General features: G+C 62.5%; 22 protein-coding genes and 1 pseudogene. 17 read left to right on the top strand and 6 right to left on the bottom strand.

From position 1 onward, the window contains the following. Positions 1-81 precede the first annotated feature (81 nt). The 8 genes from P9292_RS40110 to P9292_RS40075 all read left to right on the top strand — a co-directional run bounded on the left by P9292_RS40110 (position 82) and on the right by P9292_RS40075 (position 5,484). A complete protein-coding gene (locus tag P9292_RS40110; RefSeq protein WP_309965227.1) occupies positions 82-1,050 on the top strand; it encodes a GTP-binding protein in 969 nt (322 codons plus the stop codon). Between the two features lie 34 nt (positions 1,051-1,084). After that, on the top strand, positions 1,085-1,588 hold the full coding sequence (locus tag P9292_RS40105; RefSeq protein WP_244831698.1) for a DUF1097 domain-containing protein: 504 nt from the start codon (positions 1,085-1,087) through the stop codon (positions 1,586-1,588). Positions 1,589-1,616: 28 nt separating this feature from the next. Then, positions 1,617-2,360, top strand: coding sequence for a nitrile hydratase subunit beta (gene nthB, locus P9292_RS40100; RefSeq protein WP_309965225.1), 744 nt, complete (start codon positions 1,617-1,619; stop codon positions 2,358-2,360). A 17-nt stretch (positions 2,361-2,377) separates the two neighbouring features. After that, positions 2,378-3,001 (top strand): nitrile hydratase subunit alpha, encoded by a 624-nt coding sequence (gene nthA / locus P9292_RS40095; protein ID WP_250511345.1) that lies wholly within the window; start codon positions 2,378-2,380, stop codon positions 2,999-3,001. 8 nt (positions 3,002-3,009) lie between these two features. Next, positions 3,010-3,357, top strand: coding sequence for a nitrile hydratase accessory protein (locus tag P9292_RS40090; protein WP_250528165.1), 348 nt, complete (start codon positions 3,010-3,012; stop codon positions 3,355-3,357). Positions 3,358-3,406: 49 nt separating this feature from the next. Continuing rightward, entirely contained in the window at positions 3,407-3,616 is a 210-nt protein-coding gene (locus P9292_RS40085; protein WP_309965222.1) for a CbtB domain-containing protein, read from the top strand. Positions 3,617-3,629: 13 nt separating this feature from the next. Further along, positions 3,630-4,391, top strand: a complete 762-nt coding sequence (locus tag P9292_RS40080) for a CbtA family protein (protein WP_309965220.1) — start codon at positions 3,630-3,632, stop codon at positions 4,389-4,391. A gap of 94 nt (positions 4,392-4,485) precedes the next feature. Next, positions 4,486-5,484: a GlxA family transcriptional regulator gene (locus P9292_RS40075; protein WP_244831692.1), complete on the top strand. Its 999-nt coding sequence runs from the start codon at positions 4,486-4,488 to the stop codon at positions 5,482-5,484. Between the two features lie 3 nt (positions 5,485-5,487). Here the strand turns inward: P9292_RS40075 and zwf are convergent, their stop codons facing one another. Further along, on the bottom strand, positions 5,488-6,951 hold the full coding sequence (gene zwf / locus P9292_RS40070) for a glucose-6-phosphate dehydrogenase (protein ID WP_244831691.1): 1,464 nt from the start codon (positions 6,949-6,951) through the stop codon (positions 5,488-5,490). A gap of 234 nt (positions 6,952-7,185) precedes the next feature. On the opposite strand from zwf, the gene P9292_RS40065 reads away from it, so the two are divergent. From P9292_RS40065 to P9292_RS40035, 7 genes are all read left to right on the top strand, one after another. Continuing rightward, on the top strand, positions 7,186-7,419 hold the full coding sequence (locus P9292_RS40065) for a hypothetical protein (RefSeq protein ID WP_250528167.1): 234 nt from the start codon (positions 7,186-7,188) through the stop codon (positions 7,417-7,419). A 127-nt stretch (positions 7,420-7,546) separates the two neighbouring features. After that, positions 7,547-8,665 carry an ABC transporter substrate-binding protein gene (locus P9292_RS40060; protein ID WP_244831689.1) on the top strand — a complete coding sequence of 373 codons (1,119 nt, stop codon included), beginning with the start codon at positions 7,547-7,549 and terminating at the stop codon, positions 8,663-8,665. A 22-nt stretch (positions 8,666-8,687) separates the two neighbouring features. Further along, positions 8,688-9,659, top strand: coding sequence for an ABC transporter permease subunit (locus tag P9292_RS40055; protein ID WP_309965215.1), 972 nt, complete (start codon positions 8,688-8,690; stop codon positions 9,657-9,659). Further along, complete coding sequence (locus P9292_RS40050) at positions 9,656-10,447, top strand: ABC transporter permease (RefSeq protein ID WP_244831687.1); 792 nt, start codon at positions 9,656-9,658, stop codon at positions 10,445-10,447. The genes P9292_RS40055 and P9292_RS40050 overlap by 4 nt, the downstream gene beginning before the upstream one ends. Positions 10,448-10,465: 18 nt before the next feature. After that, complete coding sequence (locus P9292_RS40045; RefSeq protein WP_250494874.1) at positions 10,466-11,536, top strand: ABC transporter ATP-binding protein; 1,071 nt, start codon at positions 10,466-10,468, stop codon at positions 11,534-11,536. 278 nt (positions 11,537-11,814) lie between these two features. Further along, positions 11,815-13,122, top strand: coding sequence for a dicarboxylate/amino acid:cation symporter (locus P9292_RS40040; RefSeq protein ID WP_250528169.1), 1,308 nt, complete (start codon positions 11,815-11,817; stop codon positions 13,120-13,122). Between the two features lie 13 nt (positions 13,123-13,135). Beyond that, positions 13,136-14,083, top strand: a complete 948-nt coding sequence (locus P9292_RS40035) for an amino acid ABC transporter substrate-binding protein (protein WP_250469632.1) — start codon at positions 13,136-13,138, stop codon at positions 14,081-14,083. On the opposite strand, the gene P9292_RS40030 is transcribed toward P9292_RS40035, so the two are convergent. Together P9292_RS40030 and P9292_RS40025 are read right to left on the bottom strand one after the other, a co-directional pair. Further along, complete coding sequence (locus P9292_RS40030; protein ID WP_309965212.1) at positions 14,053-15,594, bottom strand: glycosyltransferase family 39 protein; 1,542 nt, start codon at positions 15,592-15,594, stop codon at positions 14,053-14,055. The two genes, P9292_RS40035 and P9292_RS40030, sit on opposite strands and share 31 nt — an antisense overlap. 112 nt (positions 15,595-15,706) lie before the next feature. After that, a complete protein-coding gene (locus P9292_RS40025) occupies positions 15,707-16,663 on the bottom strand; it encodes a LysR substrate-binding domain-containing protein (protein ID WP_309965208.1) in 957 nt (318 codons plus the stop codon). A 97-nt stretch (positions 16,664-16,760) separates the two neighbouring features. On the opposite strand from P9292_RS40025, the gene P9292_RS40020 reads away from it, so the two are divergent. Then, a complete protein-coding gene (locus P9292_RS40020) occupies positions 16,761-17,927 on the top strand; it encodes a mandelate racemase/muconate lactonizing enzyme family protein (RefSeq protein WP_309965205.1) in 1,167 nt (388 codons plus the stop codon). 4 nt (positions 17,928-17,931) lie between these two features. On the opposite strand, the gene P9292_RS40015 is transcribed toward P9292_RS40020, so the two are convergent. Beyond that, positions 17,932-18,702: an SDR family NAD(P)-dependent oxidoreductase gene (locus P9292_RS40015; RefSeq protein ID WP_250494870.1), complete on the bottom strand. Its 771-nt coding sequence runs from the start codon at positions 18,700-18,702 to the stop codon at positions 17,932-17,934. A gap of 123 nt (positions 18,703-18,825) precedes the next feature. Between P9292_RS40015 and P9292_RS40010 the strand changes: the two genes are divergently transcribed. Next, positions 18,826-20,388 carry an FGGY-family carbohydrate kinase gene (locus tag P9292_RS40010; protein ID WP_309965202.1) on the top strand — a complete coding sequence of 521 codons (1,563 nt, stop codon included), beginning with the start codon at positions 18,826-18,828 and terminating at the stop codon, positions 20,386-20,388. 29 nt (positions 20,389-20,417) lie between these two features. On the opposite strand, the pseudogene P9292_RS43400 reads toward P9292_RS40010, so the two are convergent. Together P9292_RS43400 and P9292_RS39995 are read right to left on the bottom strand one after the other, a co-directional pair. Then, positions 20,418-21,240, bottom strand: a pseudogene (locus tag P9292_RS43400) (amidohydrolase family protein). Between the two features lie 29 nt (positions 21,241-21,269). Beyond that, entirely contained in the window at positions 21,270-22,571 is a 1,302-nt protein-coding gene (locus P9292_RS39995; RefSeq protein WP_250469626.1) for an aspartate aminotransferase family protein, read from the bottom strand. Positions 22,572-22,611 lie beyond the last annotated feature (40 nt).

The following is a 22,611-nucleotide window of genomic DNA, read 5'->3' as shown; positions in this document are numbered from 1 at the left end:
ACACGGCGTGGAAGTCGCTAAAGAGTCATCCGTTCACAAACCGCGCATCGCTGCGAAGCACGCGCCAAGGATGACTCCGCCATGCAAATCCGCAGAATTCCCACTACCGTCGTCACCGGCTTTCTTGGCGCGGGCAAGACCACGCTCGTCAATCACATTCTCGATGCAACGCGGCCGATGCAGATCGGCATCGTGGTCAACGAGTTCGGCGAAGTCGGCATAGACGGTCAGTTGATCGTCGCCGACGAAGAAGCCGTCATCGAGATTAATAACGGTTGCGTGTGCTGCACGGTCCGCACGGATCTCGTCGCAAGCGTGCGCGATCTGCTTACACGCTTCGGCGACCGGCTGGAACGGCTGATCATCGAAACGTCCGGGCTCGCCGATCCCGCGCCCGTGCTACAGACCTTTCTCGCAGACCCCGACGTGCGCGAACGTCTCGAACTCGAAGCCGTCGTAGCCGTTGTCGATGCAATGCACGCATCCGCCCAGCTTCACGATGACATCGCGCGCGAACAAATCGTGTATGCGGACCGCATCATCATCAACAAGACGGATGTGGCCGTGCCCGCGAAAGTGGCCGCGCTCGTCGAAGAACTCCGACAAATCAATCCCACCGCGCAGATCGACTTCGCGAACCATTCAGCCGTCGACGTCGATGCATTGCTCGGCGTGCGGAGTTTCTCGCTCGATAACCTGCTCGCCGTCGAACCCGGTTTGCTCGATGAAGAAGGCCACGATCACGAACACGACGACAGTATCGCTTCTTGCGCGATCGTCGTTCCAGGCGCCATTGACGCAAGCCGCTTCAATCAGTGGATCAACCAGCTTGTGCAGACGCAGGGGCAACAACTGCTGCGCATGAAAGGCGTGCTCAACGTGCACGAGGAAGCAAGGCGTCTGCATTTTCATAGCGTCCACATGCTGCTCGATACGAGCTTCGGCCGCGCATGGAAGCACGACGAAGCGCGTGAGAACCGCTTCGTGATGATCGGCAGAAACATCGACGCACGGCACATGCGCGATGGACTTCTTTCCTGCATGCATTGACCCATTCATTCATTTCTTATCGAGGAGCACGCGCATGAAAAAGCCCGAAGCATACACATTGAGCATTGGCGTACTGGCCGTCGCGGATACATGGCTCACCGGGACCGTATTTCCCGTACCCGTCTGGGTGACGTTCATTGCATGGGCGTCGTTCTTCGTGCTTGGCGGCGGTCGCGCGGGCTTCGTGAAGAGCGTTGCGTCCAATCTCACGGGGCTGGTCATCGCATCGCTCACGTTGCTCTGCATTGCGACGACGAGCGGTGGCGCGTTTGCGGCGGCGGTGTTCGTCGGCATCGGCAGCGCGGCGATGGTGCAGGCAGCAAAGATCAGATTACTCGATGTCTTGCCGGCCATCGTGTGGGGCTTTGCATCGACGGTCGGCACGACGGTGGCAACAGGCAAGGCGATCACGACCGCTGGCATCGGCAATCCTGCACTCGTGGCCGCAGCGGCGCTCGTGACGGGCGCGGTCTTCGGCTTCGTGTCGGAAGTGGTCGGCGAAGCGCTGTTGTTCAAACGCGAGCATCGGCTGAGCTGAACTCGTTTCTTTACGCACGGAGCACATCGTGAAACTACAGCATCATCTTGGCGGCATCGAAAATCTCGGCCCTGTCAGCACCGAACGGCGCGTGTTCGTGGAACCGTGGGAGACGCGCATCTTCGGTATTCATACCGTGATGATGGCGGAAAGCGCGCATCTCTCCAACGCGCTGCATCGCTATCCTGTCGACACGCTGCCGACGACATTCAAGAACGACTGGACGTGGGCCTCGCTGCGCACGGGCGCGGAAGACATGCAGCCGTTCGAGTATTTCAAGTATCGGTACTACGAGAAGTGGCTCGGCGGCATCTCGCAGTTCTTCGTCGATCAAGGCTACATCTCGGCCGACGAACTCGCGCAAAAGACCGCGCACTACCGCGCGAACCCCGATGCCGCGCTGCCTGGGAAACCCGACGCCGCGCTCACCGCGCAGATCGACGCGTATCTGACGAACGGCGACTCCGGTTATCACGCGCTCGAAAGCGCCGCGCGTTTTGCGAAGGGCGACGCGGTACGCATAGCCGACCCCGAAGCGGTCGATCACACGCGTCTGCCCGGCTATCTGCGCAACAAGACCGGCGTCGTCGATCTCGTGTATCCGGGCGCGTTCTCGTATTTCGTATCGACGGGACCGGACGGTATAGGCGCGCCCATGCCCGTGTATCGCATTGCGTTCAATACCGCCGACATCTGGGGCGCCGACAAGAGCGAAGCGAACACCACCCTTTATGCCGACTTGTACGAAGCCTACGTACAAGCGGCCAACTGATCCGGAGCCACCGCAGCATGAGCCAACTCTTTGAATTTCCCGACGACCGCGAAGCGTCGAGCGCGGCAAAGGTGCGCGCGCTGGAAGCATTGCTGATTGAGAAGGGCGTGATCGCGAGCGATTCCGTCGATGCCGTGCTCAAGCACTTCGAAACCATGGCCGGGCCGTTCAATGGCGCGAAGATCGTGGCGCGCGCATGGACCGATCCGGAGTACAAGAAGCGCCTCGTCGACGACACACCGAAGGCCATCGCGGAGCTTGCACTGCCGCTCGGCATGACGGGTGCGGAAGGCGAGCACATGGCCGCCGTCGCCAACGACGAGAACGTGCATAACCTCATCATCTGCACGTTGTGTTCGTGCTATCCGTGGCCGGTTCTCGGCTTGCCGCCGTACTGGTACAAGGATCCCGTGTTTCGTGCACGCGGCGTGCGCGAGCCCCGTGCCGTGCTGGCGGAATTCGGCGTGAACGTGCTTGCGGACAAGGAAGTGAAAGTGTGGGACAGCAGCGCGCAAATCCGCTGGTTCGTCGTGCCCGAGCGTCCCGCCAACACGGAGCACATGAGTGAAGCGGAACTCGCCGCGCTCGTGACGCCGGAATCGATGATGGGTGTCGCCCTCATCGAAGCGCCCACCGCCTGAGGCCCGTCATGTTCACTCGATTCGAGGAATACGCGGCGACGTCGATGCTCGGCGCGCCCGATTCGCCGCCGCGTCTCGACGGCAAGCTGTTCTTCACCAACCGCTGGGAGCGCGATGTGTTCGGGCTTGCGCTGTCGTTATCGAAAGCGGGCTGCTTCGAGTGGGAGGACTTCCGGCAGAGCTTGATCGCATCGATTGCACAGTGGGAAGCGATCGGTTGCGTCGACCAGCCGCGCTGGGACTACTACGAACGCTTTCTCGAAGCGCTTCTGAACGTAGTCGAAACGAGCGGCGTGTTGTCGCGCGATGAACTCCTGAAGGTCGTGACGGCGCGGCGCGTCAACGTTGACGCCTGAGTCTTGCGCATCCATCCAATCATCATCATCGATTCAAACGAGGTTTTCAATGAACGACGCTATTGCTTTTCCTACCGAAGCGGTCACGCCCATCCCGTTGCGCGAGCTACTACCCTGGATCGTGTTCGGCGGTCTCTTGATGTTGCTCGCGCTGTATTTCGTCGGCGCGGAAGAGGGCGCGACCTCGATCGTGTCCGGCATGTACGTTCACGAGTTCGTGCACGATGGACGCCATCTGCTCGGCTTTCCCTGTCATTGACGCGGAGACGATCATGGTCGGCAAACTGTTGATGCGCGGCATGCTCGCGGGCGTGGTCGCGGGACTGCTTGCGTTCGGTTTCGCGAGAGTGGTGGGCGAACCGCAAGTCGAACGCGCGATTGCAATCGAAGAGCACGCGCACGCCGCTCACGGCGATGCGCCCGAGCCCGAACTCGTCAGTCGCGAGACGCAGGCGGGCATGGGCTTGCTGACGGGTGTCGTGGCCTATGGCGCGGCTTTCGGCGGGCTCTTCGCGCTTGCCTTCGCATATGCGTGGGGCAGGGTGGGCAAGCTCGGCGCACGGCCGCTTGCCGCGTGGATGGCGCTTGCGGCGTTCGTATCGCTCGTCGTGGTGCCGAGCCTCGTCTATCCGGCGAATCCGCCATCGGTCGGGGACCCGGAAACCATCGGTTATCGCACGGCGCTGTTCTTTCTGACCATCGCCATCTCGCTTGCGATCATGCTGTTGTCGCTCAACGTGCGCAGTGTCGCGGCGAGGAAGTTCGGGCAGTGGAACGGAACGCTCGTCGGTATTCTCGCGTTCGGCGTCATGCTTGCCGTGATGATCGTCGTGCTGCCCGGGATCGACGAAGTGCCGGCCGGCTTTCCCGCCACGCTGCTGTGGAAGTTCAGGATGGCGTCCATCGGCATGCAGGCGATCGTCTGGACGACCATTGGCGCGCTGTTCGGTGTACTCGTCGAGCGTAGCGAACTCGCCGGCGCTCGCCAGCCTCGCAAGGCACCGGCTTTCGCGCCGGCGGTGCGCAATCGATGACATGCGCGACCGCGTGTTTTTGGGCGGTTAGACTAATCGTTCAGGGCGACGGTGTTCCGCCGCCGCCCGCTTTCAGACGGACACCAAAACTCCGATGAAACGCATCAAGGTCGGCATGCTCGTCTTTCCCGGGTTCCAGTTGCTCGATATCGCCGGGCCGAAGGACGCCTTTGCCGAAGTCCGCGTGTTGAGCAAGGGCGAATGCGAGTACGAAATGATGACGGTCGGCACCACGCGCGGCAGCGTGCAGTCGTCGAGCGGCCTCACGACCGTACCGGATCGCACCATCTTCGACCGCTGCCCGGAGTTTGACACCATCATCGTTCCGGGCGGGCTCGGTATCTTCGACGCCTTCGACGATCCCGCGCTCAGCGAATGGCTGCGCGCGCAGCACAAGCAATGCCGCCGCGTATCGGCGATCTGCAATGGTCTCTTCGCGCTCGGTTCGGCGGGACTGCTCGACAACAAAGTCGTGACCACGCACTGGATGGACGTGCCGCGACTCGCCGCGACGTTTCCGCGCGCGCGGATCGAGCCGGACCACATCTTCGTTCGTGACGGCAACATCTTCACGACGGCGGGCGTCACGGCCGGTATCGACTTGTCGCTCGCAATGATCGAAGACGACTTCGGCCGTCAGATGGCGCTGGATGTCGCCAAGTATCTGGTCGTGTATCTGCGGCGCGCGGGAGGTCAGTCGCAGTTCAGCCCGCTCCTTGAAACGCAGGCCGCGCCCGGCTCGCAGACTATGGCGCTGCAGGAGTTCATGCTCGACAACCTGCATGTCGCGCATACGGTGGCATCGCTTGCGGACCGCGCGCATATGAGCGCGCGCAATCTCTCGCGCATCTTCGCCAAGGACTGCGGCACGACGCCGATGACCTTCCTCGCCAATGCGCGCATCGACGCGGCGCGGCACTATCTCGAAGCCACGGAATTGCCGATGCGGGAAATCGCGCGCCGCTGCGGCTTCGAGGATACCGACGGCTTTCGCAGAACCTTCTTTCGGCGGCTCAGTATCAATCCGGTGGATTATCGCGACCGGTTCAGATCGAAAGCCGACACGGTTCAGGCAGCCAACGGACGCGCCTGAGGATCAGCTTCCGAGCGCGTTCGGATCGCGCCAGGCACGCTCGAACGGCAGCCGCCAGGCACGCGGCGCGACGAGCTGATGAATCGCATTCGGCCCCCACGAACCCGGCGCGTAAAACCGCACGGGCGGCGGCGATTCGAGCAGCGCCGTGGATACTTCCCACAGCCGCTCGATGCCTTCCGCAGTCGTGAACAGCGTGCGATCCCCGCGCATGGCGTCGAGAATCAGGCGCTCGTAGGCTTCCAGCACTTCGCCGATCAAGCCCGTGTCGCGCATGGCGAACTGCAGGCTCAGTTTGTCGAGACGCATGCCGGGGCCGGGCCGCTTGCCGTAGAACGAGAGCGACATCTTCGAGGCATCGGCGAGATCGAAGGTCAGATGGTCCGGTCCCTGCGAACCCACGCCCGAACCGGCCGGAAACATGCTCTTCGGCGGCTCGCGAAACGCAATGGAAATGATTCGCTGGCCTTCCGCGAGCCGCTTGCCGGTGCGCAGATAGAAGGGCACACCCGCCCAGCGCCAGTTGTCGATCGAGCATTTCAGCGCAATGAAGGTCTCTGTTTCCGACTCGGCGCTCACGCCTTCCTCGGTCCGATAACCCGTGTACTGACCGCGCACGACATCGTTAGGTTGAATCGGCAACATGCTGCGAAAGACCTTGTTCTTCTCCTCGCTGATAGGCGAAGGTTCCAGCGATGTGGGCGGCTCCATTGCCATGAACGCGAGAATCTGGAACAGGTGCGTGACGACCATGTCGCGAAACGCGCCCGTCTGCTCGTAGAAGCCCGCGCGCTTGCCGAGGCCGAGCGTTTCCGGCACGTCGATCTGCACGTGATCGATGAAATTGCGATTCCATATCGGTTCGAACAAGCCGTTGGCGAAGCGGAATGCGAGGATGTTCTGCGCCGGTTCCTTGCCGAGAAAGTGATCGATGCGAAAAATCTGCGCCTCTTCGAAGACCTCGTGCAAGTGCGCGTTGAGCGACACGGAACTTGCCAGATCGGTGCCGAAAGGCTTTTCCATGATGATGCGCGAGCGTTCCACGAGTCCCGCTTCATGAAGCATGCCGACCGCCGAAAGCGCGGCGTTGGGCGGAACGCTCAGATAATGCAGGCGCCGGCATTCGCCGCCGAAGCTTTTCTCGGCGTTCAGGACCGCCGCCTTCAGCGTTGCGGCGCCGGCTGTCAGGGGCACGTAATCGAGATTGGCGGCGAACGTGTCCCACTCTTGCGGCGTCACCTTACGACTCGAAAACTCGTCGAGCGCGCCTTTCGCCGTGACGCGGAAGTCGTCCACGTGAATGTCGTCGAGCGCGACGGCAATGATCTTGCAGCCGGGGATGAACCCCGCATTCGACAGATGGAAGAGGCCAGGCAACAGCTTGCGTCGTGCGAGATCGCCCGTGGCGCCGAACAGCACGACCACTTGCGGAAATTTCGGACCTACGCCTGCGGAGATCTTGGCCATCGTGCGAATCCTCGTTGGGTTGTCACGGCTCGTCAGCAACAGCGTCGCGTCTCATGCGTTCCGACAGTGTCAGTATCGCTCAGGCGTGCGCGATTCAATAAAGCGCATTCGAAGCGCGTTCGCGCGTGGTCCACATTGCGGGATCGTGCTTCAACGCAGCTCGCGTTCCCTCGGCGGTTTGGGCTGCCATGCATCGACGAGTCGGCCGATAAAGAGCCGCACCTTCGGACTCGGATGCCGTCGCGTGGGAGACACCGCGCTAATGGGCACGCCCTCGGCGCCAAGCCGGAACGCAGCGGCGCGAGCGCGATTGCGCTCGGTTCGCTCGGTGGCGGCGCGGTCGTCGAACATCTCGGCATTGCTTCGACGATGCGCTTCAGCGCGATCCTCGCGGCGCTGAGTCCAATCGTGGTCGCGACGACGTTCGGCACGGGCCGCGCGCCGCCCAGCGAGCCTTCGAGGAACTGAAGGGTGCCGCCGATGCCGCGCATGGAGCCGGCTTTTTTGGCGGCTTGCCAAACGCGCTGATTGACTTTAGCCTGCATCGGCAATCGGCGGAACTCATCAACGCAATACCTTCCGGTATAGGACAAGAATGACGATGAAGCGTATCGGGACAGGCCGTGTTTTGTGCATCTGCGCCACGGCTGGATTGGCCGCGGGCAGCATCGGTCAGGCTGTGGCGGCGCCAACGGATGCGCTCATCGCAGCCGCGAAGCAGGAAGGGCAGTTGACCACCATCGCACTGCCGCATGACTGGTGCGGTTACGGCGCGGTCATCGCCGGGTTCCAGAAGAAGTACGGCATTCGCGTCAACGAACTCAACCCCGACGCAGGCTCGGGCGACGAGATCGAAGCGATCAAGGCCAACAAAGGCAACAAGGGACCGCAGGCACCGGACGTGATCGACGTCGGTCTTTCGTTCGGCCCGACGGCGAAGAAAGAAGGCTTGTTGCAGCCGTACAAGGTGTCGACGTGGAGCGCGATTCCCGCTGAATCCAAGGACGCCGAAGGCTACTGGTACGGCGATTATTACGGCGTGCTTTCATTCGAAGTCAACACCGACATGATCGACAAGCCGCCGGCCGACTGGAGCGACTTGCAGAAGGCCGACTATCGCAACGCGGTTTCGCTCGCGGGCGATCCACGCTCGGCGAATCAGGCCATTCAGGGCGTCTATGCGGCGGGCTTGTCGCAGACCAAGGGCGACGCAAGCAAGGCGGATCAGGCAGGACTCAAATTTTTCGCCGATTTGAACAAGAGCGGCAACTTCGTGCCGGTGATCGGCAAGGCGGCGTCGCTGGCGCAAGGCACGACGCCGATCATCGTGCGCTGGGACTACAACGCGCTCGCCGACCGCGACACGCTCAAGGGCAACCCGAAGGTGCAGGTGATCGTGCCGAAGACGGGTGTCGTGGCGGGCGTTTATGTTCAGGCGATCAGCGCGTTTGCGCCGCATCCGAACGCCGCGAAGCTGTGGATGGAATACCTCTATTCCGACGAAGGCCAACTCGGCTGGCTCGCGGGCTATTGCCACCCAATGCGCTACAACGAACTCGTGGCGCAGAAGAAGGTGCCGCAGGCGCTGCTCGACAAGCTGCCGCCCGCATCGGCGTATAAAGGCGTCGTGTTCCCGACGCTGCCGCAACAGGACGCCACCAAGGACGTCGTCACCAAGGGCTGGGATCAGATCGTCGGCGCGAACGTGAAGTAAGCGTGACGCACGAGATCCCGCGATGAGCGTCTCTCCTCCGCAAGGCGCCGGGCCGGATCTGCTGGCGCCGGCCGCGCCCGTGCCGCCGGCCGCGCCCGTGCCGCCGGCCGCGCCCGTGCCGCCGGCCGGTGCCGCGCGCGCAAGCGGCGGCGCGAGTTGGCTCACGTATATCGGCGTGCTGCCGTTCTTCGTGTTCGCGCTGCTATTCCTTCTGCTGCCTACAGGCTTCTTGATGGTGGGCGCGTTCCAGGACCCGCAGGGACACTTCACGCTCGTCAACTTCCGCGAGTTGTTCCAGCCGGGCGTGCTCGATGCCTACTGGATCAGCATGAAAGTCAGCGCGGCGTCGGCCGCGGGCGGCGCGATACTCGGCTCGCTGCTCGCGTGGGCGGCGGTGAAAGGCCAGTTACCCGCATGGATTCGCCCGACGCTCATGACCTTCTCCGGCGTGGCGTCGAACTTCGCGGGCGTGCCGCTCGCGTTCGCTTTCATTTGCACGTTGGGGCGCGTGGGTCTCGTCACCGTGCTGGCGCGCAAGTACCTCGGCTTCAATCTCTATTCCACCGGCTTCAGCATTCTGAGCTTCGCCGGACTGACCATCACATACCTGTATTTCCAGATTCCGTTGATGGTGCTCATCATCACGCCCGCGCTCGACGGTCTGAAGCGCGAATGGCGCGAAGCCTGCGATTGCCTCGGCGGGACATCGGCGCAGTACTGGCGTTATGTCGGCTTGCCGGTGCTGTGGCCGAGCTTGCTGGGCGCGGCGCTGCTCTTGTTCGCCAACGCGTTCGGCGCGGTCGCCACGGCTTATGCGTTGACCGGCAGCTCGCTCAATATCGTGACCATTCTGCTGTACGCGCAGATTCGCGGCGACGTGCTGCATAACCAGAACCTGGGTTACGCGCTCGCGCTCGGCATGATCGTGGTGACGGGGCTTTCGAACGGCGGCTATATCTGGTTGCGTGCGCGCGCCGAAAGGGGACGCCGATGAAATCGCAGTCGCGCGCGGGCGCCGCCATCGCGATGATCGTCGGCTCGCTATATTTTTTGATTCCGCTCATCGCCACATTCGAGTTCAGTCTGCGCATGCGTCGTGGCGAATACAGCTTCGACGCGTATCGCGTCGTACTCGGCGATCCGCATTTTCAGGCGTCGTTCGGCTATTCGGTGCTGATGGGCTTTCTCACCATTGTGATCGGCGTGCTGCTCGTGGTGCCAACCGCTTACTGGGTGCAGCTGCGCTTGCCGAAGCTGCGCCCCGTGGTCGAGTTCATCACGTTGCTGCCGCTCGTGATTCCAGCCATCGTCATCGTGTTCGGCTATCTGCGCATCTACAACAGCAGTTCGATCCTGCCGCTCACCGGCAACGAACGCGCGACCGACCTTTTGCTCGTGTTCGGCTATGTCACGCTGTCGCTGCCGTATATGTATCGCGCGGTCGACGCCGGCATGCGCGCCGTCGATATCCGCTCGCTCACCGAAGCCGCCGAATGTCTGGGCGCGGGCCGCGCGACCATACTTTTCAAAGTGATCTTCCCGAATGTGCGCTCGGGCATTCTGTCGGGCGCGTTCCTTACCTTTGCGGTCGTCATCGGCGAGTTCACGCTCGCGAGCCTGCTGGATCGTCCGGCGTTCGGCCCGTATCTGCAGTTGATCGGTGCGAACCGTGCCTACGAGCCGTCGGCGCTCGCGATCATCGCGTTCGTCGTCACCTGGGCCTCGATGGGGCTGATCCAGGTATTCGGTTCGGCGCGCGCGCTGGCCGGCCAGAAAACTTGAGCCTGAGGCACGCGACGCATGGCATTTCTCGAAATCGACAATCTTCACAAGGCGTTCGGGCCGAACATCGCGCTGCATCAGTTCGACATGAAAATCGAGCGCGGCGAGTTCATCACGTTCCTCGGTCCTTCTGGATGCGGCAAGACGACCGTGCTGCGCATGATCGCGGGCTTCGAGACGCCCACGCGCGGCACCATTCGTCTCGATGGCCGCGACGTCACGCATCTGCGTACGCGCGAACGAGCCGTCGGCATGGTGTTTCAATCGTATGCGCTCTTTCCGAACATGACGGTGGCGCAGAACATAGGCTTTGCGCTGCGAGTGGCGAAGCGTCCGCAGAAGGAGATGGACGAGCGCGTGGCGCAAATGCTCGAACTGATCAAGCTGCCGCATCTTGCCGAGCGTTATCCGTGGCAACTGTCGGGTGGCCAGCAACAGCGCGTGGCGCTGGCGCGCGCGCTTGCGAGCAAGCCGCAAGTGTTGCTGCTCGATGAACCGCTGTCCGCGCTCGATGCGAAGATCCGCGTCTCGTTGCGCGAAGACATTCGCGCGTTACAGCGCGAACTTGGAATCACGTCGATCTTCGTCACGCACGATCAGGAAGAGGCGCTATCCATTTCGGATCGCATCGTCGTGATGAACGAGGGGCGCGTCGAACAGGTCGGGCCGCCGCTCAACATCTATAACTTTCCGCGCACGCGCTTTGTCGCCTCCTTCGTCGGCACGCTCAACATTCTTGCGGGCCGCGTGATCGATCCCGCGACCGGACGCATGGCCGTGGACGGTCAGGAACTCGTGACGTCGCGCCAGTTGCCATCGGACGATGCCGGCCGGGAGCGGCTTCTCGCCTTGCGTCCCGAAGCGATCGTGCTGGAACCGCCCGCGAGCGGCCGCAATTCGCTGGCGGCAACCGTCGAGGAAATCAGCTTCCTCGGCGCGGTGGTGCGTATCCGCGCGCGTGTGAAAGACGCGGTAGTCTCGCTCGATGTCTTCAACGACCCGAACCGGTTGCTGCCCGAACGCGGCCAGCCGGTCGCGCTCGGCTTTTCGCACGAGAATCTCCTCGTGCTCGACGAGGACGCGCGTTAGGCAACGCGCCAAACGTGCCGTTGCGCAGCGCACCAGCGTCGCGGCGCCGTTCGGCAGGCGCGAGACTCGATCTCGTCGCTGCATTGCGGCACGCGTAGCGAATATATACGCGATGCATCGATGTCATCGCCGCGCATTTCGATTCCGGCAATTCAGACACCTTGCATGGCGGATTACGCCAATGCAATTCCCTTTTTGTTAAGGCACACTAAGCGGCAGCATCCGGTTTCGAGCTTTGCATCCCGCAAACCATCAAGGCAGTGAATGGAGGCTTCGAGATGAACCGAAAAAATAATGCGGCCATCTGGATCCTGGTCGCCATGCTGTTGGGCATCGGGATCGGCTACATGATCTACTCGAGCTTTCCGGACAAGAAGACTGCTACTGAAATCGCGGGCTACATCTCGCTCATATCGGACGTGTTTCTGCGACTGATCAAAATGGTGATCGGTCCGCTCGTGTTCTCCACGCTCGTCGTGGGTATTGCGCATATGGGCGATGCAGCCTCGGTCGGGCGCGTGTTTGCCAAGGCGCTCGGCTGGTTCGTCACCGCGTCGCTCGTGTCGTTGCTGCTCGGTCTCATGATGTCGAACCTGCTCAGACCGGGCGAGAATCTCGGGCTGCCGTTGCCGGATATCGGCGCGTCGGCGAATCTGGCGACTTCCAAGTTCACGCTCAAGGACTTCGTGAGTCACATGGTGCCAAGGTCGTTCGCCGAAGCGATGACCAACAACGAAGTGCTGCAGATCGTCGTGTTCTCCATGTTCTTCGGTGTGGCGCTCGCCGCGCTGGGCGACAAGGGCAAGATTCTCGTCGCCGCCATCGACCAGCTCTCGCACGTCATGCTGAAGATCACCGGCTACGTGATGAAGCTCGCACCGCTCGCCGTGCTGGCCGCAATGGCGTCCACTGTCGCCGTCAATGGCCTGACCATTCTGCTCAAGTTCGCGGTCTTCATGGGCGACTTCTACTTGAGCCTGTTCATGTTGTGGGCGTTGCTGGCGCTCGCGGGTTTCCTGTTTCTCGGACCACGCGTGCTCAAGCTGCTGGGACTGATAAGAGAAGCGTTCATGCTCTCGTTCGCGACCGCGAGTTCGGAAGCGGCGTATCCGAAGATTCTCGATGCGCTCGACCGCTTCGGCGTGAAGCGCAAGATCTCCGCGTTCGTGATGCCGATGGGCTATTCATTCAACCTCGACGGCTCGATGATGTACTGCACCTTCGCGACGTTGTTTATCGCGCAGGCCTACAACATTCCGCTTTCCATCGGCACGCAACTGACCATGTTGCTGGTGCTCATGCTGACATCCAAGGGAATGGCCGGCGTGCCGCGCGCGTCGCTCGTCGTGATCGCGGCGACGCTCAACCAGTTCGGCATTCCCGAAGCGGGTTTGTTGTTGATTCTCGGCGTGGACACGTTCCTCGACATGGGCCGTTCCGCCACGAACGCGGTGGGCAATTCGATTGCGAGCGCGGTGGTCGCCAAGTGGGAGGGCGAACTGATGACGGAAGCGGAAGCCGACGCCAACGCGGCGCGCATCGAAACCGAGCTCGAAGCGACCATCGCCCATCCGGCAGAAGGTTAAGCGGAGCCGCGCCATGAAGATGCAGCGATTCTGCTCGATGCTCGCGCTCGCGGGGACCTTGATCGCCTGTGCCGGAGCGCGAGCGCAGGACGATCCGCAAACGTCACGCGCTATTCCCGATAGCTTCGCGCCCGTCGCGCTCACGGGAACGCTCGCGAAGGTGCGAAAGAGCGGTGTCGTCGCGATTGGTTATCGCGAGGCATCGGTGCCGTTTTCGTATCTGAACGCGCGCCATGAACCTATCGGTTATTCCATCGAGTTATGCAAGTCGCTGGTGACGGCCATCGGCGATGCGATCAACCTGACGCCGACCATCCTGTGGGTGCCGGTTACGCCTGATAATCGTATCGACGCCGTGACGAGCGGCCGTGTCGATCTCGAATGCGGCTCGACGACCAGCAATATCGAACGCCAGAAACGCGTGGCGTTTTCGCCGATCATCTTCGTCGCGGGCACGAAGGTGATGGTCAAGAGCGGCTCGCCTATCGCCTCGTTTCGCGATCTCGCGGGCAAGAAGGTCACGTTGACCGCTGGCACCACGAACGAGAAGGCGCTGCGCGATCTGGACAGCAAGTTCCGGCTCGGCATTCAGTTGCAGATCGTGCCAGACCACGCGCAAGGCTTCGCGCAAGTGGCCGACGGCCATGCCGACGCATTCGCCACCGACGACGTCTTGCTCTACGGGCTGATTGCCGAGCACGCGGGCGCGGGCGGCTCGTACCGCGTGGTCGGCGATTACCTTTCGTATGAGCCGTACGGCATCATGTTTCGCAAGGACGATCCGCAGTTGGCGCAAGTGGTGAAGGACACGTTCCAGGAACTCGCGGCGGATGGCGAAATGGACCGGCAATACAAGCGCTGGTTTTTGCGCCGCCTGCCATCGGGCACGAGCATCAATCTGCCGATGAGCGCGCAACTCGAGACTATCATTCAGACGACCGCGGGCACGGACGCGCAATGAAGATGCGCGCGCCAGAATTGCGGCCACGGTTGGCGCGGTGCTTCGCATACGAAGATATCGCGGCCACTTACCGTGCTGTTTGCAATCCCGAAGCGGTTCGTGAGACGCGCGGCCATACGGCACGACGCCAACTCACGCTGCACGATATCGCTCGGAAAACCCACGACGATCAGCGGCTTCGGCGGCGGGTCGCCGTATCCGCGAAACCAGTGTGAGTTGGTGCCGGAGATCGGGCTCGGCAGCTTCAAGCGCGCGCCGAATAGATCGATGGCGCCGGCCTGGCCCGTATCGGCGACGAGAATGCCGACGCTCGCACGTTGCCTCTCGGGAAGTGTGTCGCGAATGCGCGCGACGCTTTCCGCCATGTCGGGCCACCCGAGCTCTTCGTTGAAGTTGCCGCCATTGACGCGATCCGCAAAGCGCCACCATGTCGATCCGACCGGAGCAATCGGCAGTACGGGTGCCGCGCCCAGCACCGCGCCGATTGCGAGCACGACGCACACGGACCAGCGAATCGCCGCTGCGTGGCGCATGTTGAGCGATGCCATCCGTTGCTCCGCCCACACCGCGCCCGCCGCGAGCAACATCGGATAAGCAGGCGCCATATAGTAGTCGCGGCCCTTCGCCACGACGAACAACACGAGCGGCACGACGAACATCCAGCCAAGCACGCGAAACCGCTTGCCTTCCCCGACGGCGAAAAGATAGTAGAGTCCCGCGAGCCACAAGGGAACCGTGAACGGGCTTGTCGTGATCCAGAACTGACCGAGCAGGAACCCGTTGCCGCGTCCCATGCGGACGTCGCGAGCGTGAATGCTCTGCAGAAAATCCAGTGTGATGAAGTCGTGCTGAAACTGCCAGATCAAGTGAGGCAGCACGATCACGCCGACGAGCGCGACGCCGAGCCATAGCCACGCGCTGCGGAAGTATCGACGGGCGGGTGTGAAGAGCAAGCCCGCGGCGATACCCGCTGCCAGAAACGCGATGGTGTACTTCGTCAACAAGCCGATGCCGATGGCCGCGCCAACGCCGAGACACCATCGTGCATCGTCCGTGGACAGCAGGCGCACCGCGCAGTATGCGGCCGCGACCCACCATAGATAGTCGAAACTGACGTACTGATAAAGCGCGCCCGCGCTCAACGCGACACTGCTAATAGCGGCGGCCAATGCGGCGACGATCTGCGCCCGTCTGCTTCCTCCGAGCTCGCGCGCAATCAGGCCCGTGAGCACGAAGGCGATGCCCATTGCCAGCGACGAGAAAAAGCGCAAGCCGGTCAGCGACGGCCCGAACAGCGCGAACGCGCCTCGCGCAAGAAACGGAATGAACGGCGGGACGCCGACGTAACCCCACGCGAGCGAGCGCGCGTCTTCCAACGTGGAGAGCTCATCGCGATGAAAGCCGTATTCGCCATTGGTCGCGATATGCAAAATCACCAGCGCCGCAGCCCATGGAAGCAGTGGCGCGGTGTCGGCGAGTGAATGCGTTTTCAGGCTATCGGCTGGCCGCATGTCTCCTCCGTTTTGCGGGCGACTTCAGCGTGCCGAGTCTCGCATCGTCCGACGCACGAGGCAAGTCGCGTGGCGCGCGTGATGCGAACGTTCGTGCCCGTACACGAGCGGATCAACGGCGGGCGCCGCGTTTCTTGCGCTCGCGCACGAGCTTGCCGGCATCGACGGGAATGAACGGCGCCTGAAAGCGCTCAACCAGGAAGTCGATGAACGCACGGGCGCGTGCGGTCTGGTTGCGTTGCCGCGGGTAATAGACGAAGAGATCGGCCGATGGCAGCACGGCGTTCGGCAGCACGATTTCGAGCCGTCCGCTCTGTACATACTTCGCCAGGTCCCATTCCGAGCGGATAAGAATGCCGTGTCCGTCGAGCGCCCAGCGCAGGACGATATCGCCATCGTTGCTGGATAACGCGCCGCGCACTTTCAGCGCTTCCGTGTGGTCTTCGTCGATGAATCGCCATACGCCATGGGCATCGTCGTTCTGCCGATGAATGATGCAGCGGTGCTGCAGCAGGTCTTCAATCTTTTCGGGCGTGCCGAAGCGTTCGAGATATTTCGGCGATGCGCAAAGAAAGCGCCGGTTGCTCATGATGCGTCGCGCGCTCAAGCGGCTGTCGGGCAGTTCGCCGAAGCGTATCGCCATATCGAACGCACCTTCGACCAGATCGACGGGCCGATCCGTCACTTCGAACTGAACCTCGACCTGAGGAAAGCGCTTAGCAAACTCGGACACGAGCGGCGCAATGGTCGTGCGTCCGAAGCCGAGCGTCGCGTTGATGCGCAGCAGCCCTTGCGGATCGGTGCGCGCGCCCGTGATCGCTTCTTCCATTTCGCGCACTTGTTCCACAATCTGCGTTGCATAGCGCAGATAGGTTTCGCCTTCCGGCGTGAGGCTGATGCTGCGCGTGGTGCGGTTGACGAGCTGCGCGCCCAGCCGCTTTTCCATGATGCCGAGCCGCTTGGTCGCTGCGGGCGGCGTGAGATCGAGTGCGCGCGCCGCGCCGGACATGCTCTTCAGTTTCGCGAGCAAGATGAAGAACTCGAAGTCCGTTGCCGAATCAGTATTCACTTTAAGTAAAAAATGAAATGAATGTGGGTGAATCTTAACCCGGCATTTCGCGGCTAACCTAACGTCTTCAATGAGCGAGTGCCGTCAGGAGAAATTCATGAAGATCGTCGAAATCCGCGAAAAGACCGTTCCGATCAGTTCGCCCATCCGTAATGCATATATCGACTTCAGCAAGATGACGCTGAGTCTCGTCGCGGTCGTGACCGACGTGATCCGCGACGGCAAGCCTGTCGTCGGTTACGGCTTCAACTCGAACGGCCGCTACGGTCAGGGCAAACTCATGCGCGAGCGCTTCATTCCGCGCATCCTCGAAGCAGACCCGGGCACGCTCCTCGACGATACCGGCAACAACATCGATCCCCACAAGGTGTGGGCGACCATGTTCATGAATGAGAAGCCGGGCGGTCACGGCGAGCGTTCGGTGGCTATCGGGACCATCGACATGGCGATCTGGGACGCGGTCGCGAAGATAGAAGGCAAGCCGCTTTTTCAGTTGCTCGCGGACCGTCATGGCAATGGCCAGCCGGACCGCCAGGTATTCGTGTATGCGGCAGGCGGCTACTACTATCCGGGCCAGGACCACGGCAAGCTCAAGGACGAGATGCGCAGCTACATCGACCGGGGCTATACGGTCGTCAAAAAGAAGATTGGCGGCGCTTCGCTCGATGAAGACCTGCGCCGTATCGATTCGATCCTGAGCATTCTGCAGGACGGCCAGAAGCTCGCGGTGGACGCCAACGGCCGCTTCGATCTCGACACGGCCATTCAGTACGCCAAGGCGCTCTCGCAATACGATCTCTTCTGGTACGAAGAGCCGGGCGATCCGCTCGACTTCGAGTTGCAAGCCACGCTGCGCAACTACTACGACAAGCCGATGGCCACCGGCGAAAACCTCTTTTCGATGCAGGACGCGCGCAACCTGATTCGCTACGGCGGCATGCGTGCCGACCGCGACTGGCTGCAGTTCGATTGCGCGCTGAGTTACGGTCTCGTCGAATATCTGCGCACGCTCGACATGCTGCATCAGCACGGCTGGTCGCCGAGCCGCTGCGTTCCGCACGGCGGGCACCAGATGTCGTTGAATATCGCGGCAGGGCTGGGGCTTGGCGGCAACGAGTCGTATCCTGATCTGTTCCAGCCCTACGGCGGTTTCCCGGATGGCGTGCAGGTCGAAAACGGCTATATCACCATGCCCGACTTGCCCGGCATCGGTTTCGAGGGCAAGGCCGACCTTTACGCCGAGATGACGAAGCTGTCGGCGTGACGCGTCACCAGATGGTGTAGCCCGCATCGGTGAGCAGGATGGTGCCGGTGATTGCGCTCGCCGCGTCCGACGCCAGAAAGGCAATCGCCGATGCCACTTCCTCCGGTTCCACCATGCGGCGCATCGGCGTGTTGTCCATCCACGGCTTGAAGAAGCGCTCGTCCTTTGCCGTCACGTTCGACATGACCGTGTTGACGTAGGTCGGCGCGACGCAATTGACGCGCACGTTGCGCTCCGCCCATTCGCCCGCGAGCGACTTCGTCAGATGATGCACCGCCGCTTTCGACGCGTTATATTGCACCTGCCTTTGCGGTTTGTTGGAGATGACGCCGGACATGGAACCCACGGTCACGATCGAGCCTTTGCCCTTGGCGAGCATATGACGCCCGAACGCGCGGCACGTCCAGAACGTGCCGTTGAGATTGGTGTCGATCACCTTGAGCCACGCTTCGTTGCTCATTTCCTCGGCGGGCGTGTCGGGCCACGCAATGCCTGCGTTGGCGACGAGTACATCGACCGCTGCGCCGCCATTCAGTTCGAGCGCGACGCGGTCGCATTGATCCGGGTCGGTGACGTCGAGCACCACGCCGCTGGCATCGACGCCGGCCGCGCGCAGCTTGTCGACGGCTTCGCTCACCGCATGATCCGTCAGGTCAGATACGGTCACCGCCGCGCCCGCTTCGCCTAACGCGATGGCGGTCTGAAAGCCAATGCCCCGGCTGCCGCCGGTGATGAACGCGTGCCGCCCTGCGAAGCTTTGCTTGTCCACTTTCATGCGAATCTTTCCACGGGTTGTGTTGAGATAGGGAAACGGGTTCGGCCTCATGCGCGTCGTTTCGATGACGCGCGAACCCTCGCTGCACTATATTTCAATTTCTTCAACTCATGGATCGCGACGATGAGCGGTGGCTACCTGATCGGCCTGGACTACGGAACGGATTCGGCAAGAGGCGTGCTGGTGGATATCGAAAGCGGCGAGGTGTGCGCGATGCATGCGCATCGGTATCGGCATGGCACGCTCATAGACGCGCTTCCGGGCGGGTTCCCGCTGAAGGCGGGCTGGGCTTTGCAAAACGCGCCGGATTATCTCGAATGCGCCGAGGTCATTCTCGCGGCGCTCGGGCGTGGGAAGCGTATCGAGGCTATCGGCATCGGGTTCACGGCGAGTTCGCCATTGCCTGCGTCGGCGGACGGAACGCCGCTTTCCACGCGATTCCCCGACGATCCGCACGCTTACGTCAAGCTCTGGAAGCATCACTCGGCGCAGCCCTGGGCCGACGAGATCAGCCGTGAACGCGGCGTGCATCTGACTAAGTCGGGAGGCAAGACTTCCGGCGAATGGTTGCCCGCGAAGGCGGCGCAGCTTGCCGCGGAAGCGCCCACACTTTGGGCGCAGACGGAGCGATTCATCGAGGCGGGCGACTGGCTCGTGTGGCAGCTCACCGGAACGGAGTCGCGAAGCTCCGATATGGCGCGCTACAAGGCCCACTATTCGGATGCGGGTTATCCACCCCTCGGCGTCGATGGACTCGCCACGCGATCGAGCGCGCCGAAGCATATTGGATCGTCGGCGGGAACGGTGCGGCGCGAGTGGATCGAGCGCACAGGCATGCTCGGCGAACCGGCCGTGGCGGTCGCGGCTATCGATTCGCACGTGATTCTTCCCGCGCTCGGCGCGACGCAAGCGGGCACGCTCGTCGGCGCGCTGGGGACATCGGCGGTGTACATGTTGCTCGATGACACCGAGCGTCCCTTGCCCGACGGTATCGAAGGCGTGGCGAAGGATGCGGCGCTTCCCGGTCTATGGTGCTACGAAGCAGGGCAGGCCGGTTTCGGCGATGCGCTCGCGTGGTTCGTCAAAACCGCGCCGCTGGCGGAGGACTTGCCAGCGAACTTCTCGGCGTACAACGCGAGCGCGGCGCGTTTGCGGCCGGGTGGGTCGGGGCTCCTCGCGCTCGACTGGTGGAACGGCTGCCGCGTGCCGCTTTCCGACCCGCAGGTGAGCGGCATGCTGCTTGGCTTGCGCACGACCACGACACGCGCGGAGATTTATCGGGCGATGATGGAATCGCTGTGCTTCGGCGCACGCACGATCATCGAGCTGATGCAGAGCGAGGGCGCGCCGGTCACGCGGACCATCCTCGCGAGCGGCTTGAGCGAGAATAATCGCTTCCTGCTTCAGTTGATGGCGGACGTGCTCGGCAAGCCGGTCTCGGTGCCCGACATGCACAACGCAACGGCGGTCGGCGCCGCGATTCATGGCGCCGTCGCGGCGGGCGTGGTGCGGGATTTCACGGACGGTGCGGCTCGCTTCGGCGCGCGGGCGTTCCAGCATTTCGAACCGGACGCCGCGTCGGCGGATGTTTATGAAGCGTTGTTCGAGCAGTATCGGATGCTTGCCTCGCGTGCGGAATTGCGGGAGGCCATGCACGTGGTTTCGCGGCTTGCGTTACCTCGGTGATTCGATTCAATGCGTTCGGGCGCACGCCTTCAAAAGCCAAATAGCCGACGCGGCGTCTCCCACTGAATCTGCCGCCGGACCTGCGCGTCCGGGACGATCTTCTCGAAGAGCGCAAGCAGCGGCCCATGATCCATCCGCTCTGGCGCACGCAAGAACGGCCAATCGGAGCCCCAGATGCAATGCTCCGGTCCGAATGCGCGCAACAACGCGTGAGCGTAGGGCCACACGTCCTCATACGGATACGCTTCGTGCGCATACTTTTGCCAGCCCGACAATTTGACCGTCGCGCGCCCGGTCTCTGCGATCCGAAGCACCGCCTGAAAGCCTTTCTGATCGATGCCATCCGCGCTATCGGGCCGCGGCATGATCGATCAAGACATTCACCGGTTGCCGCGCGAGCCAGGGCTCGAGCGTCGCCATCTGATCGCCAACCACCTGAATCTGCGCGAACATCTCGAGGTCCGCGAGCGACGCGAAAAGCTCGCCTGCATTCAGCACGAGTTCGACGCCTTCCATCGCCGGGTTGAACGCGACGCCGACCACGCCCGCATTGCGCAGCGCAGTCAGTTCGCTTCGGCCGATGTCGTTATCCACCACCGCAATGCCGCGAAACCGCGCCGGGTACGTCTGCAACGCGTCGACGAGACAACGGTTGTCGGTCCGGTAGCCGCTCGTCGGGCCAACCAGTAGCGCATGACGCACGCCGTAGGCATCCATTACGCGAATCAGTTGCGCGGCGGTGCCGAGTTCCTGACCTTCAGGGCGATACGGCGTGTCGTCGCGATACGGAAAGCGCGCAGGATCGAAGATATGGCAATGACAGTCGATCCTGTCTTCATCGAAAAGGCTCATGGGTTGATCCGGTTGGAAGATTGACCCGCTCAGAGCGAGCGCTGAATGGCTTGTCCGAGCAAATCGAGACCGAGGTCGATCTCTTCCTCGCGCACGGTCAGCGGCGGCGCAATGCGGAACACGCCGCCCATGCCCGGCAACTGCACGATATTCATGCTGAGGCCGAGATTCATGCACTCGCGCGTGATCTTCGCGCCGAGGCCGTCATCGGGCTGCTTGGTGCGGCGATCCTTGACAATCTCCACGCCGAGCAGAAGACCGCGTCCGCGAACATCGCCGATACAGTCGAAGCGTTCCATCAGATTTTGCAAGCCGCGCCTGAGTCTTTCGCCCATGATGTTCGCACGCGCGACGAGTCCTTCGCGCTCGACGACGTCCAGCACGCGCAGACCGACGGCGGCGGGGAGCGGGTCGGACACGTGCGTCGTATAGAAGAGATAGCCGAGTTCGTGCGCGCGCTCCTCGATGGCCGCCGACGTGACGATGGCCGCGAGCGGCAGCCCCGCGCCGAGTGTCTTCGACAAGGTGAGAATGTCGGGCGTGACGCCGTCGCGCTGGCACGCGAACATGTTGCCCGTGCGGCCGATGCCCGTTTGCGCTTCGTCGAGAATCAGCAGCATGCCGCGCTCCTCGCACTTGCGCTTGAGCGCTGCCATGTAACCTTCGGGCAATTCGATGATGCCGCCCGAACTCAGGATCGGCTCCGCGATGAACGCGGCGAGATTGCCGCTCGACTGGCGGTCGATGAGCGCGAACGCGTAGTCCAGTTCCGCGAGGTAATCGTAGGCGCCGTTGCGCTCGAACTGCGGCCGGTAAGTGAACGGAGCCGGAATCGCGAACGAGCCGACCGCAGCCGGGCCCACGCCCTTGCGGCCCGCGCTGTAGGTCGCGGCGGCCGCGTGCCCGGTCATGCCGTGCCACGACTGCGCGAAGCCGACGACCTCATAACCGCCGGTGACGAGCTTCGCCATGCGGATGGCTGCTTCGTTCGACTCGGCGCCCGTGCTGAGCAACAGCGCGCGGTCGAGGCCTTCGGGCGTGATGTCGGCGAGGCGCGTCGCCAGATCGACGACAGGCCGCGAAAGCATCCCGCTGAAGAGATGGTCGAGCTTGCCGGCGTATTCGCTGATGACCGCGACGATCTCGGGATGGCTGTGGCCGAGCACCGCGCTCATCTGTCCCGAGGTGAAGTCGAGAATGGGACGATCATCCGCGTCGTAGACGAAGCTGCCCTTCGCACGTTCGATGATCATGGGTTCGAACGTGCCGCCGTAGCGGATCAGATGCTGCTTCGCGTTGCGCCAAAACGTTGCGTCGTTATTCCGGGACACCGTGCATCTCCTCGCGAATGGGAAGAACCTGCAGTCTAGA

This window comes from Caballeronia sp. LZ001 (assembly GCF_031450875.1).
Classification (GTDB): Bacteria; Pseudomonadota; Gammaproteobacteria; order Burkholderiales; family Burkholderiaceae; genus Caballeronia.
This window is presented reverse-complemented; position numbering and strand designations above follow the sequence as displayed.

What these genes read in the sequence shown, in the direction of transcription:
- P9292_RS40110 (WP_309965227.1), top strand. Translation starts at nt 82, where the DNA reads ATGCAAATCCGCAGAATTCCCACTACCGTCGTCACCGGCTTTCTTGGC.
- P9292_RS40105 (WP_244831698.1), top strand. Translation starts at nt 1,085, where the DNA reads ATGAAAAAGCCCGAAGCATACACATTGAGCATTGGCGTACTGGCCGTC.
- nthA (WP_250511345.1), top strand. Translation starts at nt 2,378, where the DNA reads ATGAGCCAACTCTTTGAATTTCCCGACGACCGCGAAGCGTCGAGCGCG.
- P9292_RS40090 (WP_250528165.1), top strand. Translation starts at nt 3,010, where the DNA reads ATGTTCACTCGATTCGAGGAATACGCGGCGACGTCGATGCTCGGCGCG.
- P9292_RS40085 (WP_309965222.1), top strand. Translation starts at nt 3,407, where the DNA reads ATGAACGACGCTATTGCTTTTCCTACCGAAGCGGTCACGCCCATCCCG.
- P9292_RS40080 (WP_309965220.1), top strand. Translation starts at nt 3,630, where the DNA reads ATGGTCGGCAAACTGTTGATGCGCGGCATGCTCGCGGGCGTGGTCGCG.
- P9292_RS40075 (WP_244831692.1), top strand. Translation starts at nt 4,486, where the DNA reads ATGAAACGCATCAAGGTCGGCATGCTCGTCTTTCCCGGGTTCCAGTTG.
- zwf (WP_244831691.1), bottom strand. Translation starts at nt 6,951, where the DNA reads ATGGCCAAGATCTCCGCAGGCGTAGGTCCGAAATTTCCGCAAGTGGTC.
- P9292_RS40065 (WP_250528167.1), top strand. Translation starts at nt 7,186, where the DNA reads ATGCCGTCGCGTGGGAGACACCGCGCTAATGGGCACGCCCTCGGCGCC.
- P9292_RS40060 (WP_244831689.1), top strand. Translation starts at nt 7,547, where the DNA reads ATGACGATGAAGCGTATCGGGACAGGCCGTGTTTTGTGCATCTGCGCC.
- P9292_RS40055 (WP_309965215.1), top strand. Translation starts at nt 8,688, where the DNA reads ATGAGCGTCTCTCCTCCGCAAGGCGCCGGGCCGGATCTGCTGGCGCCG.
- P9292_RS40050 (WP_244831687.1), top strand. Translation starts at nt 9,656, where the DNA reads ATGAAATCGCAGTCGCGCGCGGGCGCCGCCATCGCGATGATCGTCGGC.
- P9292_RS40045 (WP_250494874.1), top strand. Translation starts at nt 10,466, where the DNA reads ATGGCATTTCTCGAAATCGACAATCTTCACAAGGCGTTCGGGCCGAAC.
- P9292_RS40040 (WP_250528169.1), top strand. Translation starts at nt 11,815, where the DNA reads ATGAACCGAAAAAATAATGCGGCCATCTGGATCCTGGTCGCCATGCTG.
- P9292_RS40035 (WP_250469632.1), top strand. Translation starts at nt 13,136, where the DNA reads ATGAAGATGCAGCGATTCTGCTCGATGCTCGCGCTCGCGGGGACCTTG.
- P9292_RS40030 (WP_309965212.1), bottom strand. Translation starts at nt 15,594, where the DNA reads ATGCGGCCAGCCGATAGCCTGAAAACGCATTCACTCGCCGACACCGCG.
- P9292_RS40020 (WP_309965205.1), top strand. Translation starts at nt 16,761, where the DNA reads ATGAAGATCGTCGAAATCCGCGAAAAGACCGTTCCGATCAGTTCGCCC.
- P9292_RS40015 (WP_250494870.1), bottom strand. Translation starts at nt 18,702, where the DNA reads ATGAAAGTGGACAAGCAAAGCTTCGCAGGGCGGCACGCGTTCATCACC.
- P9292_RS40010 (WP_309965202.1), top strand. Translation starts at nt 18,826, where the DNA reads ATGAGCGGTGGCTACCTGATCGGCCTGGACTACGGAACGGATTCGGCA.